Raw genomic sequence first — 17,709 nt, forward strand, 5'->3', positions numbered from 1 at the left:
CCGGCCTATCCGCCGATGCTGCGGATGTTCGGGCGCATGGAATTGCGCGGATCGTCCCAGCGGAACCCGTGGCCCGCGGGCTTCAGGAGCACGCCCTTGACCAGGTAGCTCTCGATCTCCTCGTCGGTGGAGCCGCCGCGCACCATGGGCCCCAGTTCCAGCATCTCGGTGCGGAACAGACACAGCTGCAGGCGGCCGTCCACGCCCAGTCTCACGCGGTCGCAGTTCTCGCAGAACGGCTCGGTGAGCGAGCCGATGAAGCCCACCATGCTGCCGCCGTCCACGCGCCAGGTCTCGGCCACGTCCGAGCCGCGAGGGTGACCGTTGGACTCCAGGCGGTAGGCCTTGCGCACCGCATCGCGCACCTCGGCGATGGGCAGCACTTTCTCCGGCGCCCAACCGTGGCCGCACAGCGGCATGAACTCAATGAAGCGCGCCTCCACACGGCCCTCCTTCGCCAGCCCGGCGAAGGCCACCAGTTGCTCCATCGGCGTGTCGCGCAGCACCACCGCGTTGAGCTTCACGCGCATGCCCACGGCCACGGCCGCCTCGATGCCCTGCCACACGCGGTCGAACGCGTTCACGCGCGTCACTTCGTGGAAGCGGTGCTTGTCGAGGCTGTCCAGGCTCACGTTGACGCGGCGGATGCCGGCGTCCCACAGGCCCTGCGCGCGCTCGCCGAGGTAGTAGCCGTTGGTGGTCAGTGCCAGGTCCCGCAGCCCCGGCGTGCCCTGCAGCCGGGACACCAGGTCCTCGAGGTCGCGCCGCAGCAGCGGTTCGCCGCCGGTGAGCCGGACCTTGGCGATCCCCAGGCCGCACAGGATCCCCACCAGCCGCGCGATCTCGGCGTTGGTGAGGAAGTGGGCGCGGGGCAGCAGCTCGATCCCCTCCGGAGGCATGCAGTAGGTGCACCGGAAGTTGCAGCGGTCGGTGACCGAGACGCGCAGCGAGCGGATTTCGCGCCCGAACGAATCGAGGAGCTGGGACCTGGGTGTGACGGATTCTTCCAAGTGCGTGACGCTCCCGCCTGGCTGGAACGAACCGGCCCGGGCGCCCAGCGGCGGGCGCGGGGAATCGTGGATTTCGGGCCGGAGGGCCATTGTAACAGAAGAGGGCCCCGCGGCGGGGATGCCGCGGGGCCCTCGGAGCCGTTCGGAGGCGGCTGGGGGGACCGCCCCCTTGGGGGTGAGATCACTCGATCTGCAGGTCAGGCATTCATGCCTGACCTGCTTGCTGCCTATTTCACCAGGACCAGCTTGCGGGTCATGGTGCGGCCCGGAAGCTCGAGACGGTAGAAGTAGATGCCGTTCGCCTGCATGCCCGCACTGCGGGCGTCGAGCGTCGCGGAGTGCGGGCCGGGCTCCAGCGCGCCATCCAGCATCACGTGGCGCAGGCGGCCCTGGACGTCGTAGAGCGCCAGCCGCACCGGCACCAGCTTGCCCGACGCGCCCGGAACCGTGAACTCGATGCGGGCCGTCCGGCTGGCCGGGTTCGGCATCGCCGAGCCCAGGCGGGCCTGGAATTTCGCCCCGTCCTCCACGCCGGTGGTGCCCAGCGCCAGGTCGAAGCGGTTTCTCGGCATCAACTGGTAGCCGATGGTGTACGGCGAGTTCGAGTCCACCTGGTTCACGATTCCCCGGAGCGTGTTGATGGTCGTGGAGGTGATGCGCATCCCCGGGATGTCGGTGGCGGCGTCAATGCGCAGCGACGTGGTGTCATTGCAGGAAGTGATGATCTTGTAGGTCTTGTTGCCGACGAAGGCGGTGTCGGCGCCGGGGACCAGGGTGACGTTGGCCATGCGGACCAGCTCACCCTCCTCCGACTCGCCGAACGCGCACGGCAGCGTGAGCGGGGCGGGTGCAGAGCCGGAGCCGTTGACCGTGAGCAGCAGCGTGTCGCACGAGCCCACCGAGGCGATCTCGAGCTTGCCCTGGTACTGCTCGATGGTGCCCTCCACGGTCACGTCGTCGCCCAGCACCGGCTGCACCGAGTGCAGGCCGTACTTGAACAGGTCAATGCCGCCGGTGGCGTCCTGGATGTAGAAGTCGGTGTCCGTGGTGCTGAACACACCGTAGGGCACCGTCACGTTTCCGCGCACGCGCGCACCGTAGAAGCGGTACATGGCCGCGCCGTTGCCGTCGTTGACGCGCAGGGCGCTCACGCTGACCAGGCCCACGAAGTAGCCCTGGTTGAAGTCCTGGGTGGTGTCCGGCGTGGCGTTGAAGGCGCGGACGTAGTACTCCACGCGGTCGCCGTCGGTCGGCTGGCCCGGCAGCACGGCAGTGAAGGTCGAAGTGTCCCCCGAGGTGGCGGAGAGCGTCATGCCGATGCGCGTCTCCGCTCCGCCGTTCACCTTGTAGTACAGGTCGGCGCCGGTGGAGTGCCGGGCCACCGCGGTGACGGTCGGCGACTCGCTCACCAGCGGGGCGCACGGGCTGCGCATCTCGTAACGGAACTCCGGCGGCGGCGCCGCACACGAGAAGTTGGGCGCCCCGGGCGTGTCGGTGGTGCCCAGCGGGGTGAACGTACCGATCACCCACGCGCCGGTGTCGCTGCAGCGGTACACGTGGCCGGGGACGTTGGCGCCGTCCGGGCCGAGCACGGTGGCGGCGTAGATGTGCTCGACACCGCCCGTGCAGTTCGGCGCGACCCCGGTGGACAGGCCCACCGCGTCCTCGATGCTGGTCCACGGTGTGAGATCGAAGACACCGTCGTCATTGGTGTCGAGGTCCTGGTTGTTGGTGCCGGTGAAGTTCATGACCAGCATGTGGGTCACGTTGTCGGAGTTCTCGAAGGTGAGCGCCACCGAGCCGTCATAGCCGGTGAGCGCCGGGGTCCCGGCGGTGTTGCGAAGGCACAGCAACCCGTCGGCCTGCAGCGAAAAGGCGCCGAGGTTCACAACGGACTCGGTGAAGCCGCAACGGGACGTGCCCGAGGACCCGTCGCCGATGACGATATAGTAGTAACCGGCCAGGCTCATCCCCGCGGGGCCCTTGAGCTCGAAGTACTCGTCGGTGTCCGTGCCGGAGTTGTCCGTACGGATCTCGTTGATCTTCACGGTCTGGGCGCTGGCGGAGGCGGCGGCAAGCAGGAGTGCTAGCGCGGCCAGCCAGGTGATGCGGCGAAACGTGGCCATGAGCATGAGGCGGCCCTCCTTTTCCAACTATCTATTATATGCCATGTGGGACCGGGGCGCATCGGCGAAAGCCTGCGGCAGGTGTGGGGTCCGCGGCGCGGGTGGTTTGACGCCGGCAGTTAGGGGTGGTAACGTACCCGGCGCCTGCGTAAGAGTTCCTGCGACAGCACCTTCCGGGGTCCCCATCGTCTAGAGGCCTAGGACACCGCCCTTTCACGGCGGCGACACGGGTTCGAATCCCGTTGGGGACGCATCTTGGAGGGCAGCCCCACCGAGATTACCTTGCCCTTCCGTGAACGACCCAACCTCTGGGCTCTCGCACGACCCTGAGTAGGTTGCCTGGGATGATAGTGTCGCGCTCTCCCAGCACCTCCGTAGATACCTCGATCGTGTCGTTGCTTTTCCAGATCGCGCTCCTGGGCCCCCAGTCACCGGGGCGGAAAGGTCTCAGAGGGGGCGGATCCAGCGGCAAATTCAGTGGAGCCTGAATCTAGCCTGCATTATTCGCGACGGGCGAGACTATGGCGTTGCCGCCGTTTCACCAGCCTGATTGAAATCCAAGCTCCCTCTCCTGTAAGCTCAAACGGCATCTCCGAGAATCGGGGACCGTGGCCACCTGGGAGCCCTCGCATGACCCGCGCCGGACGGAACGCCCCCTGCCCCTGCGGCAGCGGCAAGAAATACAAGCACTGCTGCCTGGCGAGCGACGTCACCCCCCAGTTGCTGCTGGATCCCCGCGTTCGACAGTGCATCGAGACCGACCAGCGAATGACCTCGGAGCTGGTCCGCTTCGCCGCCCAGCGCTTCGGGGAGGATTGGCTCGGCGACGCCCTCGAGGAATTCCTGCCGGGCGCGGGCCAGGGCGATCCCGAGATGGAGTCTCCCATCTTCGTCCCCTGGGCGCTCTTCCACGACCGGCCCGAAGGCAGCACGGTCGCGGAACTCTACTTCGAGAAGCCGCCCCGGCCCATCGGCCCGGCGGAGCGGGAATGGAGCGACGCCGAGCGGAAGGCCTGGCTCTCCGTGTGGGAGATGACCCGCGTGGAGCGGGACAGGGGCATCCACGCTACGGACCTGCTCACTGGGGAGCGGCGCTTCGTGAGCGAGATTTCGGCCACGCGAACGCTGGTGGACCGCGACTGCGTGCTGTGCCGGATCGTGGACTACCCCGGGTTCTCGGTCTTCTCGGGCGTGTACCCCAGGCCCCTGCCACCCCGCGAGGCGGATGAGGTGGTGCAGCACGTACGGATGCTGCTGGGACGCAGTGTCAAGCCGGTTCCGCTCGAGAGCCTCTGGAAGGCTGAGATGATGCCGGTCCTGGCGGATCTGTGGCGGGACGCCCTGGAGGAGATCGACTCGGGCTCACGCCTGCCCAAGCAACTCGCCAACACGGATGGGGATCCGTTGTTGCTCACCACGGACACCTACTCCTTCGATCCCACCGCGCGGGAACCGGTCATCGCCCGCATCTCCGCCCTCGAGGGCGCGGACCTGGGCCGCACCGAGGAGGGCTGCACGTCGATTCAGTTCCTGAAGCAGGGCAATCCCATGCACGCGTCCTGGGACAACACCGTGATCGGGGTGGCGCGGGTAGCAGCGGACAGGCTCACGCTGGAGACCAACTCGCTCAAGCGGGCCGACGACCTGCGGGCCCGTGTCACCGGCGTCTGTCCGGAGCTCGGCGCCTCGCCGCTGCGCAAGCACCAGGACCCCATGGCGATGCTCAAGGACCGCAGCCTCGGGCCCCAGGAGGCGGGTTCCGAGAAACGCGCACGGGAGACCCCACCCGAGTTGCAGGAAGTCCTTCGGGAATTCAAGCGCCGGGAGTATCAGGATTGGCTGGATTCGGAGATACCCGCACTCGGGGGCCTCACACCCCGCGCGGCCGCCAAGCGGGTCCGGTCTCGCAGCAAGCTCGATCTGCTGCTCAGGGAGATCGAGCACGGGGAAGCCCGGCTTCCGGAAGCCGAGAGGTTCAGCGTGGCGGAGCTGCGGCGGGAGCTGGGGTTGGAGGCGTGACGCTCCCCACCGGGAGTTTGCCCAGGGGGAGGTTCTTCGCCCGCCACTCAAGCAACAGACCTCCAAGTCAGGGCGAGCCGCTTCTGGCTCGAAGCACAATCACGCAGGTAGAGATTGATCAGCGTCTGGTAGGGAATCCCCAATTCCCCGGCCAACTCTTTAAAATACTTGATCGTGTGCTGGTCAAGACGAATCGTCACCTGACGCTTCAGGCGGGCCGCGTAAGGGTTCCGGCGACTCTTCGAAAAATCATATTCCTTTCTCATCTGTGCCACCTTCGGTTATAGAGGTCGGATTCTCGTCTGGTCGCCTTGCGGGCCGAGATGATCCGGATGACGACGTCGGCCCTCCGGTAACAGTGGGCTACGACGAGGGTTCGCAGCTTCACGCTCAGGCCCAAGAGCAGGAAGCGGTCCTCGCCGGCCGAGTGCTCCGGGTCGCCGATCATTCCGGCGAACTCATCGGAGAAGACGGTCTCGGCTTCGTCGAACGAGATGCCGTGCTTTCGTCGGTTCTCGGCCGCCTTGTGCGGATCCCACTCGAACCTCAGCTTCGACATGATTACAATGTAACTACATCGTAGTTCAAAGTCAAGGCCTTCCGCGCAGGGGCGCGACACGGGGCTGACTTGCTCTCAGGCCGGTCGGTCTCGAGCCGGACGGTAGTCCGATCTGCGTCACACAGTTCGGAGTCCGAATCGCCGGAGCGTCGCGCAGCCTGCCCCCCGCTGTCCCCCAGTTGTCCCCGAACTGCCGTCCCTCTTGGTTCACTACCGTCCACCATCGTCGCCTGAGGGCTCCGGTAATCTGTTGGAAACACTCGTTTGGCCGACAGTTGCCGACGATGGTTCGGCGGCAGCCTCCGCTTCGAATCCCGTTGGGGACGCCACAGCCTGCCCATGCGCACCAACAACTTGCGCGCGGATCGGGCTCCCAATTGTCCCTGAATTGTGCTGGAAGCCCGTTGGGCTGTACTCACGCATGAGGTTCGCCTGCACGTCGGCCGCCTTCACCTCGGCATGCAGCAACTCTTGTAGCGCCGTCCCCTGCCACACGGGCACGGGGTGTCAGGCGGCGGGGCTGGATGCTCCGGCGTCGGCTGCCAGCGCACGCGACCGGGACGCGGTCCGCTCGCGTGGGCATCTTGAACATGACCGGATCCTCCTGCCGGTGCGGATTTCTCGCGCCTGCGCCGCCCCGCATCCAGGTGCTGATTGTGCTTCTCCATGAACTCCGTGACGGCAGCTTGGTCACTGAAGTCCACGCCCGCGGCGTGCATCTCCATGACGAACGACTTGGCGGGTCCGAAGTTCTCGGGGTTGCCCGCCACCTCAAGGAACTCCTCCCGCACTCGCTCCAACCGGTCCTTGAGCCGCGCGACCGTCGCAGCCGGTTCCAGGCCCTCCGCGCCGAGCCACTCGAAGTAGCGATGTAGGATCTCCGGCGTGCGCCCGATGGTGCGGGCGTCTGCGCTCACCTTGCGGGGATAGTGCTCGATCAGAAACCAGTCCATGTATCGCGGGGTGAGTGCGCTCCAGGGGCCACCGGTGTAGTCCACCTTGGTCCGATGCAGGGTCTCGCACACGAAGCCCGCATCGTCGCGCCAGTCCTTCGCCATGTTCGCGACAGCCCGCGAGCTCAAGAACTTCCGGACCTGGCTGGTCGCGCACTCCATCATCCGCTCGTAGTCCCGTTCGGAGGGAGGATCCACCCCCAGCATCTCGGCGCTCGCGTCGGGATGGGGGAACCGGATGGTGACCTCCACCGGCTCGGGCACCTCGACAGTCAGAATCTCGGCCGCGGGGCGGGGATCCGATCCGCCCAATTCTTGTCGGTGTCGCGAGAAGAGCGTCGCGACCCCGCACGCAGCAGCGGTCGCCAGCTGCATGTCGCGGGTCGTGAGCGGGCGCACATCGCCGGTGCGCTCTGCCGCCCACACCACGGGATAGGCCCGGGGCCCAGCCACCGGCCAGCTGTGCGCGGCCACTTCGCGCCGCATGCTGTCCGGGACATCGGCCCCCCGCTCGAAGGCTAGCGACAGCAATTCAACGCCGATGTCCATTCGGCCCACCGACGCCGCAGCGCTGCCGGGCTCCCGGCTGCCGAACTCGTCGTAGTCGTCGAAGGAATCGAACACCAGCACACCGAAGTTCTGCTTCATCGCCCCAATCACGGAGAGGCAGGCGTTCGCCACGCCGAGCGCGGGCACGTCCATCGCAAGCACGTCCGAGTCGGCGAGCTTTCGCCAGGGGGCCAGCCGGTGAAGGGTGGCGGCTTCCCGGAACATGCAGGCAACCACCCCGTGTGGGATGCGACGGTTCTCCAGGTAGGAATGCGGGTGCCCCGCACCCCCGATCTTCTCCCCCATCAGCTCAACGATGGCGGCGAGCTCGGGGGTTGGACCGATCTCGATCCGGATCCCGGCCGGGAGCGCAGCGCGGATCGCGTCAGCAGACGCGGAATCCGGCACGCGCACCACCGATGGACGCGGGTTCGCCTTCATCGCCAGCGCCTCCCCCAGGCGTTCCGCCAGCACTGCGGAGGGGACCCCGGGCTCAACCACGTCGGCAGCCAGCACCTGGTCATGTGAGAGGTCCAGCCACAGGACGAGATCGGGGCGGCATGGCGTCGGCTCATCCACGAGGAACGGGGAGGGAATCCGGCCACCGATCCAGATGATGGGTTTCAACGTCGGGTCCTCCAGGTTGGTTCGCTTCCTGCTGCGTCTCTGAGCCCACCGATCGGCCGCAATCGCGACCGACTTCGTCCAAGTGGAACGCCGGCTACTCCGCCAGGAGGTACCGCCTTCTCGGATCCTGTGGTCCGGTGCCCAACTCGCGGACGAGGCCCAGGCCCGCGAGCCGAGCGAGCCGTGTGCGTGTGGCCCGCGGGGTGAGCCCGATGGCTCTGGCGATCTCGCTCGTCAGCGACGCCTTCCCGCCACGGAGGCAGGCAAGTATGCCTTCGTCGGTCTTGTCCAGGACCGGATGCCCGCTGCGGGTTGTCTCGATCGTGACCCGGAAGCGCGTGGCGATCTCCTCGAATTTCGGTGGTGCGAGTCCCGCGTCGCGGCAGGCGGCGCTCATCCGCTGGATGCCACTGCCCCACTGTTCGACCAGCCCGAGGATGTGGAACACCCGTCCGATCACCCGGTTACGGAGCTTGGAGACGCCACGGGGGAGATCCTCGACCGTGAGGCCAAATGGCAGGAGACCGGGATTCTCGACCTCGAGGCGATCTTCGAAGAATGAGATGCGCAATGGAGCGCCGCGCTGCGCATAGTCGGCGTGTGCGACGGCATTGATCATCGCCTCGCGCACGGCCACGGGCGGCAGCGTCCAACGCTCCCTTCGGCGCGTGTGACCGATCTCCGCTCCACGCAGGGTGTGCTTGTCGACGAAAGCGATCGCCTCCTCAATGGCTTGCACGGGCTGCGAGCGGATCTCGGCTCGGTCGACGATGTGGCTCTTGTCCCTCCCTGCGAACCGTCCGACCTGGATCCATGCGTCCGGGAAGTGCCTCTCGCGATCCCTCCCGAAGAGGAGCATCCCGCCGACAGTCGGCACCTTGCGGCCCTGGTGAATGGTCACCAGGCGCAGGGTTTCCAGATCCCGCCGCACGAGCGCGCGCACTGGGGCGAGCGACTCGGAAGCAGCTCGGAAGTCGAGTGCTTCCGAGTCGAGGCCGGGCATTGGCTGCTCGTCGAATCCCGTGCCCTGGGCGAAGCGGCGCAACTCGCCGATCAGTTCGGGATCGGCTCGCCTGTTCGTGGAACCTACCCTCACGTAGACGCCATTGGCAGTCCCCTCCCGCTTCAGGTAGTGCGGCCGGCTCGGGCTCGGGTGAACTTGCAGGGCCAGGACTTGCGTATGGCGCCAGGGCAGGATCTCGATTTCGGGCAGGAGCTGGGGAACGATCGAGTCACTCATCAGGTTCGCGAGCCGCTCCTCCAGCTCGAGTGGTTCGCGGACGCCCCGGACGTGCCGGCTCCGGTCCTCGACACCCAGAAGCAGGATGCCTCCCGCGGTGTTGGCGAAGGCGATGATCGTCTTCAGGGCGCCCTCAGGCGCGGAGAGTTGGCGCTTGAACTCGAGGGTCTTCCCCTCGGGGCGCCTGAGGATTTCGAGCAGGTCCATATACTCGGAAGTCTACTCAGAAGCCTGGACGACCGTCAAGCTTCCGAGTTCGACGCAGGCGGGGCGGGGAAGACCCCGGTCAGCATCGGCCCGTGCCTGTCCCCGAATTGTCCCCGAACTGTCCGTCTTCATCGTCGCCTATCGTCTGTCATCGTCCTGTGGCTGTCCCCGTAGGTCGTTGGAAATGGCCATTTCGTCGACTTTTGTGGACGATGGTTCGCTCTGGTCCGGCACCTCGAATCCCGTTGGGGACGCCAAGACCCGCCCTACCTCCCCCGGGCTCTTCTTCGCTTCCGCCGCCTCACTTCTGCCTGAAACTCGCCGAACTTGGCCGCGTGCCCCTCCCCCTCGCTCCACGCGCGGATCCTGGACATCCCGACACGGGACGCGAGGGCAATCAGGACCCCCGTCTCGAGGCTCTGCCGGTCATTCCAGTGGTAGTAGTCAGCCAGCCGGTCCCTGCACGAGTCCGTCGGCGAGAGCATGAGCATGTGCATGGTGGCGCCCCCGGAACTCACTGGTCGAATCTCGTAATCCGCGCCTATCGCCAGCGGACCCCTCGGAAACTCGACTGTGAACGGAACCCGATCATGGACATATTGGCTTCCTTTCCTTCGAAAACCGACTTCCGCCATTGCGGCATCCAGCGCATCCTGCCTTATGGATCCGCTCAGGATGAAGTCGATGTCGAGGGAGCTGTACGCACCCCTGGTGTGAACGCAGGCACAGGCCCCGCCCGTGAGCACCGCATGGATGCCCCGCCGCCGGAGGGTATTGCCAACGTGCAGGGCGACGGTGCTTAGTGTGGAGTTCTTATCCAGCTTCACAGAGGCTTGCCGGATCGCCTCGGACGTTTGCGGAGCCCGGCGATGCGGCCCTGGAGGGTGGTTTCAGGAGCAGCCAGGCGCTTCAGGTAGGCCCGGAGCGCCCGGTAGGCAAAGTAGCGCGGGTCGATTCGGAACATGCGCGTGCGGCCGATGGACCGCCCGGCGACCAATCCGTCTCGCTCGAGGCTGAGGACAGCCTTCTGCAGGACGGAAACGGGGACCGCGAGCACGCGCTCGAGCTCCCTGGGGTAGCTCTCCGACAGGAGTTCCAAGGCAAGCAGCACCTTGGTCCGGGTGGCGCTGCCAAATGGGCTTGAGGAGGTCTTGACCGCCATAGGAGGTCATATGACATCCAGGAGAGGTCAATGTCAAGACTGAAAATGGGCGCGTACCGCCCCGAGCGCGCCTCATGTTCATCGATTTTGAAAGCCGTCAGCCACGGGACGCCAAACTTCGAAATCGGCGCCGGGATGCAGTACGGCTGCGGGGATCGAGATCACTGCCAGCCGGGAGGGCCGCCGCGTCCGCAGGCACCACGGGGCCTTCCCGTGCCTCGATCAACGGACCGAGGTGACTGTCCCCGTGAGGACCTTGCCCCCCGCGATCAGGCGGTAGAAGTAGAGCCCGCTCGACGTGGATCGGCCGGACTCGTCGCGGCCGTCCCACGTGACGGAGTGCTCTCCTGCCGGAACGGGCCCGTTCACAAGCTGCCGCACCAGCCGCCCGGTCGCGTCGTAGATCGCGAATCCCACGCGCCGCCCGCGAGGTAATCCACGTAGCCGGTGTCCGGCTGCTGGCTCACCAGGTTGCCCGGCCCGGGCACGAAGCCCTGGGTGCCACCCCGGTGCAGGCGATAGAAGGCAAGGTCCGCCTCGGTGTTCTTCCCCCAGTGCAGCGCCGTGGAGGAACCGGAGTAGTTCCCCGTGAAGGGAGACGGCTTGGCGGGCGGAAGGTTGTCCACGGAGAATCCGCTCTCGGGGCTCGAGGCCCAGAACGGTATGCCCCCCGTCTTTTCCGCCAGGACCATGAAGGAAGTGTACGGGTACGAGCCGGACATGGAGTCGCCGGTGGTCGCCGCCACGTAGCTGTATCCCGGGAACCCGCGGGCCGGCTGGGTGGCCACGTATTCCCAGTAGAGTGTCTGGCTGCCGTGGATGGATGTCCGGATCCACCTGTCATTCGCGCCGGACGCGGCACGCGTGGCCCCGGCCAAGTGCGCCCCCCCGGCAAGCAGCAGGGCGGCGGCACGCGTCGGCACCCGCCGCCAGATCGAGTACTGCTGGAGCTCGAAGGATGGACTGACGTCGAGGTAGCTGGCCGTCCACTCCACCGCCACCCTGCCGCCCTGGTCGTTGAGCACGTCGCGGATGCGGGAGATCATGGGCTCGGGATCGCCGAGCTGGCCGAAGCGCTCCACGCGCTGGGCATAGATGTCGTTGAGGCCGGCACGGCTGTCGGCCCAGGCCACCACGGAGCCACCCGCGCCGTCAGCGCATACCACGGGATACCATTGCGATCCCGTTGCTGTACACACGGGGCGCCCGTTCGTGGGCCAGGCACCATCCGTCGAGCCGGAGGCAAGGACGTGCTGGGCGTAGATGTCGCTGGACGTCCCGCCGCGCTGGTCGCCCCAGGCGATGATGGCGCCGCCGGCTCCGTCCGACGCGATGACGGGGGTATTCTGGATGCCCGCCGCGGTGCACACGCCGCGCCCGTTCATGGGCCAGGCGGGATCCGCCACCCCGGCTGCAGGAACGTGGTGAGCGTAGATATCGGAGGTCCCCGAGCGATCGTCACTCCAGGCAATGAGGGCGCCCCCGCTCCCATCCGATGTGATCATCGGTTGGTACTGGTTGGCGACATCCGTGCACAATCCCACGCCCATGGCGATCCAGTTGGGATCCGACTGGCCGCTTGCCAGCACATGTTGCGCGTAAATGTCTCAGTTTCCGCTGCGGCCATCCTGCCACGCGACGATACCTCCGCCCGCGCCATCCGTGACCATGGCGCTCACGTACTGATCGCCGGGAGATCCGGCCACCAGGAGACCGATGGCCGGCCAGAGCGGGTCCAGGGCTCCGGACGCCAGCACGTGGTGCGCATAGGCCTGCCAGGAGGTCCCACTGCGGCGATCTTGCCAGGCGAGGATGGCCCCGCCGACGCCATCCGAGACCACCGCCTGGGCCGTCTGGTCGCCGGCAGCCGTGCACACCGCGCGGCCGTTCACGGGCCAGGCGGGATCCACCGTTCCGGAGGCCAGCACGTGCTGGGCGTAGATGTCGTTGTTGGTACCGCTGCGGTAGTCCGCCCAGGCCACGATCGCCCCGCCACTGCCGTCGGAGGCAATCGCAAAGCTGTAGTTGCCCTGGTCGTTGGCTGCGGTGCACAGGGCACGGCCATTCGCTGGCCAGGCGGGGTCCACCATCCCCGATGCCAGCACATGCTGGGCGTAGATGTCATCGTTCGTTCCGGATCGGCGGTCAATCCACGAGATAATGGCTCCTCCCGCACCGTCAGAGACGATGGAGGCGTAGGTCTGTGAGTTGGCTGCGGTGCACACGGCCACGCCGTTTACCGGCCAGGCGGGGTCCACTGTGCCCGAGGCCAGCACGTGCTGGGTGTAGATGTCGGTACTGCTGCCCCGGGAATCCTGCCACGCCACGATCATGCCGCCGGCCCCGTCCGGGATGGCATTCGGCAAGTCCTGGGTGCTCGCGGCAGTGCACACGGGCAGGTTGGTAAGGGGGGAGCTCGGCCAGCTGGCCCGCGCGATCCGGGCCACGGGAACGAGTGCCAGGAGCATCAGCAGAGCGGCAATGCAGCATCGGGTTGGACGCACGCAGCACCTCCAGGTAGTGGGCCTCCCTCGAACGCAGGCACGCCGCCGGATCGCGGAATTGGACTCGCGCCCAAATCGGCATATTCAATGGTAGAACCCTGAGGACGCGGGCGACTAGCAGTCCGAAAGTTGCGTGAGCGACGGAGAAGTTGGGGCGGGATGACCCGGTGAGGGAGTTCCCGCCACGGCAGGCGGGGGCTGCGCGGGAGTTGCGTTCCCCTGCCCCGGTTCATTTCTGGGGCGCGAAGATCCCACGATACTCGGAGGCCGCCACGCCAACGATGCGGCGGAACGACTGGCGGAAGTGGGCGGAGTGTGCGAAGCCGCTCTCGCGGGCGATCTCCTGGATGGCACGGTCCGTCTGCAGGAGCAGCTCACACGCGTGCCGTACCCGGAGCCTCGTGATGTAGGTCCGCATTCGCTCTCCGATGGTCCGGGCAAACAGGTGAGCGACGTACTTCTCGTTCTTGCCCACGGCCTTCGCCACCCGAACCAGCGAGAGATCGCTGTCTGCGTACTGCCGATGCAAGTAGTCCAGGATCCGGCTGATCAGCGAATCCAACTGGACCGCCTTGCCGTCGCCACGCGCGTCGGCCTCCCGTGTGCCGGCGGTCTCCACGACCGGCCGGAACGGCTGTCTGGTCTGGTGCAGCCGGTTCACGGAGGCCCTCAGGGCACGAATCTCCTCCTTCAGCAGATGCGCGTCGAGATCCTGGCATGGTCGGGTGATCATGGACTCCAGCAGTCGCGCGAGGAGACGAAACTGCCCCGCTGGGACTTCGGGACCGCAGACGCACTTCGCCAGGCCTACGACCTCGTCGCCGAGGGCGATGGGAACTCCCACGCAGCGAAGTCCAAGCGGACAAGTATGCACGCGGCTGTCGTGAAGTCTCCGCGCCGACAGGAGGTGCCTGCGCCACTCGGCGTCGCACGGGTTGCCGCGGGTCACGTCCCGCAGCCGCTCTGCGCACCGGGGATGCACCGGGGGGATGGCAGGCCGCGGGCCATTCCCTGCATGGGCGGGCAGGCGAGGGTGGTGGCAACCGGAAGTCCCGTGAGCCTCGAAAAATCGCGCGCGGCATCCCGAATCAGGTTGGGAAGCCTGGCCAGGGCGATCGCTCGCCTGTCGCAGAGGCGCCGCATGGGAGACCCTCCCTGCCCTCAGGATTCAAACAGGGCCCGGGGCGATTGACTTCGAACCACCCGCCCAGGTGACGGGCACTCCACAGCTCCACCACCCCCGACGAGGGCACGGCTTCCGGGAGCGGCCGCGTCGCTTCACTCTTTCAGGCGGACACCCTCTTCAGGCGGACACCCTCGCATTTGCTCCCGATGTGGTGAGAGTGAACGACGATGCTCGCGCCGCGCGCGTTGATGGCCACCGCGACATTCAGTCGGCCCGCCTCGATCGGCATTGCCATGCCGCGAATTGGAGCGCACCACCCTAGTCCGGGCTGCCGTCGCGGTTCCGGTCCTTGAACACGTGGATCGAATCCTTCAAGTTATCCGCGATCTCGGACTCGCTGTGGGGGTCTGCCGGATCGAGAAGACCGCCATGCTTGTCGTCGAACCACCCCCCCGCGCTCACCCGCAGGGTGACCGTGGCCACCGGGTCGGCCTCGCTCACAACAAGCTCCGGAGACAGGTCGATCTTCTGTTTCGCGTTGACACGCGAGCGGACAAGGACTTCTTCCATGGCGCCCTGACTGTACACCCTGCACGTCAGGATGATGCTGTACTTGTCGCCCTGCAGGAAGTCGTCGAACTGGGCCCGCTCCGCCGGGGGCAGGGCTGCCACCTCGCCGGATTCGATCTTGTGGACATCAAACTCCACCCGGCGATACGTCGCGAACGGCACGTCGATCGAGGAGATGTCCTGCACGTTTCCGGCCAGGTTCAGCTCCAGCACGAATGGCAACGTACGGAAGCTGGCACTGTCCGATTGGCCCTTGAACTTGATGTCGCGGAGCACGAATCTTGCCCGCGTGACCACGATCGAGTCGATCGCGGCCGCGTTCCTTCCGGCCTGCGGAGGAACCCGCCGCGAGGAGGCGATTGCCGCGGCAGAGTACTTGGACGCCATTGAAATCGTGCCCTGACTGTCTTTGTCGCAGCCCTCGAGGCACCCGATCAGCAGGAGCCCTGCTGTGGCAGTGGCAATGGTGTTTCCGGTGTGACGCATGTTCGCTCTCCTGTATCCGCGGCCGGATCTATTCCGATTCGGTCACGATTTCGCGGAGCTTCTCGCAGTTGAGGACATGGATTCTCCCCCGGGCCAGCTCCAGCACTCCCCTGGCCTCCAGGTCCTCCAGCAGCCGACTTACGCGCTCGCGCACCGTGCCGAGTTCCGATGCCAGGTCCTGGTGCGTGAGCATGAGCTCCCGGGTGGTCCGGGCCTCGCACTGCCTCAGAAGCGCGGCGGCAAGACGCTTGTCCAGGTGCTCGAAGGTCACCGCGGAGGCCAGGTCGATGAGTTCGGCGAGACGATTCGAGAAGGCGTCGAAGACATAGGCGCGGAACTCGGGCACCTCGCCGGTCAGTGACGTGAACAGCGGAACGGGCAGCAGGACTCCCTCGATGTCACGCTCCACCACTCCCCGGGCGGGGTAGTCCGAGCACGCCAGTACGCAACTCAGCGTGATGACGCAGATCTGCGTGGGGCTCACTCTGTACAGGGTGAGCTCCCTCCCTCGAGGGCCGGCCTTCGACACCCGGATCAGGCCGCGGTCGAGCAGCAGCATCCCCCCGCAATGACTCCCCTCGTCGAACAGCACCGTTCCGGCGACACGCCTGACCACGGCCGCGTTGCTGGTGATCTCCCCACGCACCAGACCGGAGGCGGCCTCCATCCTGGGCACCTGCCGGCAAAGGATGGAGAAGGCCGTGGAGTCGTCACTGCGCTGCATGGGGTCACTCCCTTCGGGAATCGATGGACCTGCCAGGGCGGGATCGGGCGCTCCGATTTCGCGGCCGCGCCGGCGGCCCGGACGCTATTTCTGAGTCACCACGAAGAAAACGCTGGATGCGTGACGTATGGCACTGAACCCGTCCTCATGGATTGCGATTATTGAACACGCATTCCTTGCCCGTGAATCGTACCCGAGTTTGTGAAAGTTGGTCAGTGCCTTTTGTCACACAACTGCGCCGACACGAGGCCACCCAAGGCTGCCGCACGGGCCGCAAGTCCGGAGGGAGAACGAATGGAGGGGATGTACCTGAAGCAGATGAGCCATCCGCGGCCTGGACGGCTGACCCGGGGCCTGCTGGCCGGCGGCGTTGGGCTTCTGGCGGTTGCCTCCGTGGCGTGGCCGCAGCCGTCCGGGGCGGCAGCCGCCCCGAACCCCGTCAAGGGCAAGGTCATATTCACGAAGACCTGCGTGGCGTGCCACGGGGAGAAGGCCCAGGGCAAGCGGGACTTGAATTCGCCGGCGCTCCACACGCAGGAGCCCTGGTATCTGGCCGCGCAGCTGCAGAAGTTCCGCAGCGGTCTTCGCGGGGTCGACCCCAAGGACGCCGGCGGGCTAGTGATGAGGCCGATGGCCCTGTCGTTGCCCGACGAGCAGGCGGTCCTGGATGTCGCCGCATACGTCTCGAGCATCGAGGGCCCTCCCGCGACACCCGAGGTGAAGGGGGATGCACAGGCGGGCGCAGCCACGTTCATCAAGGTGTGCGCGGCCTGCCATGGCGATGGAGCCAGGGGCAGGCCGGACCTCAAGACCCCCGCCCTGGTGGGGCAGAACGACTGGTACGTGGTGCTCCAGCTCCAGAAGTTCAAGCAGGGGCTGCGCGGCGCAGATCTCAAGGACGCCACGGGCGCCCAGATGCGGGCGATGGCCCTGACCCTGACCAGCGACGTGGCCATGAAGGACGTGGCCGCCTACATCGCAAGGCTCAAATAGCCACGGCCCGCAGTTGCGCAGGCCGGGGATCATGATGGACCCGTCAAGGCAGCCGCGGAACCGAGGGACGGCAAATGCATGAGGACGATGGCGCAGTTCGCACGACAGGCCTCCCCACTCCGGACTTTCGGATGGAGAGTCGCCGGTCTTGTGCCGACGCTCCTCCTGTTCCCGAGCCTGACGCACGCCCAGTGGCCGGCCGGCAGCGAGGTGGTGCAGACGGTCCACAATCTCTCGCGGACCGCACAGGTAAGCCCGATGAGCGGGTTCATCGCCAACTACGGCCAGGCCTGCGTGTACTGCCACGGCCCGCACGGCACGCAGGGAAATCGCCCGCTCTGGAATCGTCAGCTCCCCACGGGGCCCTACCGCATGTACGAGAGCAACACCCTGGACATGATCATCGACGCCCAGCCGACCTCCACGACCCGGCTGTGCCTTTCCTGCCACGACGGCACGGTGCCACTGGACCGCATCACCGACAAGCCTCGCGGGTACGAGACGGTGGGCGGCAACGGAGAGACGATAAAGCTCTGCGCCACCGACTGTCACAAGGGCGGAGACCCGAAGGGCGGCTTCAACTGGGAGCACGTCTGGTTCGAGCCCGATCTGCGCAAGCACCACCCGGTCTCCATCGCGTACGACCCCACCCGCGACCGGACTTTCACTCCCGTCTCGTTCGTGGAGGCGGCCGGGCTGCGTCTTGTGGACGGCAAGGTGGAGTGCATCACGTGCCACGAGCCTCACTCGCAGCAGTACCAGCCATTCCTGCGGCGAAGCAATGCCACCGGGAGCCTCTGCTCGGCATGCCACACGGGGGCAACCGGCCGCTCCACGGCCCATTTCTGGTAGGA

Annotated in this window: 17 protein-coding genes and 1 tRNA gene; 4 read left to right on the forward strand and 14 right to left on the reverse strand. The window is 66.7% G+C overall.

Features of this window, described 5'->3' with window-relative positions:
- Positions 1-5: 5 nt before the first annotated feature.
- Positions 6-1,010: a GTP 3',8-cyclase MoaA gene (gene moaA / locus HZB25_09560; protein ID MBI5837479.1), complete on the reverse strand. Its 1,005-nt coding sequence runs from the start codon at positions 1,008-1,010 to the stop codon at positions 6-8.
- Between the two features lie 227 nt (positions 1,011-1,237).
- Positions 1,238-3,142, reverse strand: coding sequence for a hypothetical protein (locus HZB25_09565; protein MBI5837480.1), 1,905 nt, complete (start codon positions 3,140-3,142; stop codon positions 1,238-1,240).
- Positions 3,143-3,314: 172 nt separating this feature from the next.
- On the opposite strand from HZB25_09565, the gene HZB25_09570 reads away from it, so the two are divergent.
- A tRNA-Glu gene (locus tag HZB25_09570) sits at positions 3,315-3,387 on the forward strand.
- 379 nt (positions 3,388-3,766) lie between these two features.
- The gene (locus tag HZB25_09575; protein MBI5837481.1) at positions 3,767-5,155 is read left to right on the forward strand and encodes an SEC-C domain-containing protein; all 1,389 of its coding nucleotides are present in this window, start codon (positions 3,767-3,769) and stop codon (positions 5,153-5,155) included.
- 47 nt (positions 5,156-5,202) lie between these two features.
- On the opposite strand, the gene HZB25_09580 is transcribed toward HZB25_09575, so the two are convergent.
- From HZB25_09580 to HZB25_09635, 12 genes are all read right to left on the reverse strand, one after another.
- Positions 5,203-5,421: a BrnA antitoxin family protein gene (locus tag HZB25_09580; protein ID MBI5837482.1), complete on the reverse strand. Its 219-nt coding sequence runs from the start codon at positions 5,419-5,421 to the stop codon at positions 5,203-5,205.
- Positions 5,418-5,714: a BrnT family toxin gene (locus tag HZB25_09585; GenBank protein MBI5837483.1), complete on the reverse strand. Its 297-nt coding sequence runs from the start codon at positions 5,712-5,714 to the stop codon at positions 5,418-5,420. Before HZB25_09585 ends, HZB25_09580 begins: the two co-directional genes overlap by 4 nt.
- 449 nt (positions 5,715-6,163) lie before the next feature.
- Positions 6,164-6,382 (reverse strand): SEC-C domain-containing protein, encoded by a 219-nt coding sequence (locus HZB25_09590; protein MBI5837484.1) that lies wholly within the window; start codon positions 6,380-6,382, stop codon positions 6,164-6,166.
- A 1,555-nt stretch (positions 6,383-7,937) separates the two neighbouring features.
- On the reverse strand, positions 7,938-9,290 hold the full coding sequence (locus tag HZB25_09595) for a putative DNA binding domain-containing protein (protein ID MBI5837485.1): 1,353 nt from the start codon (positions 9,288-9,290) through the stop codon (positions 7,938-7,940).
- 266 nt (positions 9,291-9,556) lie between these two features.
- Positions 9,557-10,117, reverse strand: coding sequence for a hypothetical protein (locus tag HZB25_09600; GenBank protein ID MBI5837486.1), 561 nt, complete (start codon positions 10,115-10,117; stop codon positions 9,557-9,559).
- Complete coding sequence (locus HZB25_09605) at positions 10,114-10,452, reverse strand: hypothetical protein (protein ID MBI5837487.1); 339 nt, start codon at positions 10,450-10,452, stop codon at positions 10,114-10,116. Before HZB25_09605 ends, HZB25_09600 begins: the two co-directional genes overlap by 4 nt.
- Positions 10,453-10,674: 222 nt before the next feature.
- Complete coding sequence (locus HZB25_09610) at positions 10,675-10,833, reverse strand: hypothetical protein (protein MBI5837488.1); 159 nt, start codon at positions 10,831-10,833, stop codon at positions 10,675-10,677.
- Positions 10,818-11,837, reverse strand: coding sequence for a hypothetical protein (locus HZB25_09615; protein ID MBI5837489.1), 1,020 nt, complete (start codon positions 11,835-11,837; stop codon positions 10,818-10,820). The genes HZB25_09610 and HZB25_09615 overlap by 16 nt, the downstream gene beginning before the upstream one ends.
- Positions 11,838-12,059: 222 nt before the next feature.
- Positions 12,060-12,956, reverse strand: a complete 897-nt coding sequence (locus HZB25_09620) for a hypothetical protein (protein MBI5837490.1) — start codon at positions 12,954-12,956, stop codon at positions 12,060-12,062.
- 229 nt (positions 12,957-13,185) lie between these two features.
- Positions 13,186-13,689 (reverse strand): helix-turn-helix transcriptional regulator, encoded by a 504-nt coding sequence (locus HZB25_09625; GenBank protein MBI5837491.1) that lies wholly within the window; start codon positions 13,687-13,689, stop codon positions 13,186-13,188.
- Positions 13,690-14,400: 711 nt separating this feature from the next.
- Positions 14,401-15,138 carry a hypothetical protein gene (locus HZB25_09630; protein MBI5837492.1) on the reverse strand — a complete coding sequence of 246 codons (738 nt, stop codon included), beginning with the start codon at positions 15,136-15,138 and terminating at the stop codon, positions 14,401-14,403.
- A gap of 28 nt (positions 15,139-15,166) precedes the next feature.
- Positions 15,167-15,862: a Crp/Fnr family transcriptional regulator gene (locus tag HZB25_09635; GenBank protein ID MBI5837493.1), complete on the reverse strand. Its 696-nt coding sequence runs from the start codon at positions 15,860-15,862 to the stop codon at positions 15,167-15,169.
- Positions 15,863-16,156: 294 nt separating this feature from the next.
- Between HZB25_09635 and HZB25_09640 the strand changes: the two genes are divergently transcribed.
- Positions 16,157-16,855 (forward strand): c-type cytochrome, encoded by a 699-nt coding sequence (locus tag HZB25_09640; GenBank protein ID MBI5837494.1) that lies wholly within the window; start codon positions 16,157-16,159, stop codon positions 16,853-16,855.
- Positions 16,856-17,005: 150 nt separating this feature from the next.
- Positions 17,006-17,707 (forward strand): hypothetical protein, encoded by a 702-nt coding sequence (locus HZB25_09645; protein ID MBI5837495.1) that lies wholly within the window; start codon positions 17,006-17,008, stop codon positions 17,705-17,707.
- Positions 17,708-17,709 lie beyond the last annotated feature (2 nt).

Source organism: Candidatus Eisenbacteria bacterium, assembly GCA_016235265.1.
Taxonomy (GTDB): domain Bacteria; phylum Eisenbacteria; class RBG-16-71-46; order RBG-16-71-46; family JACRLI01; genus JACRLI01.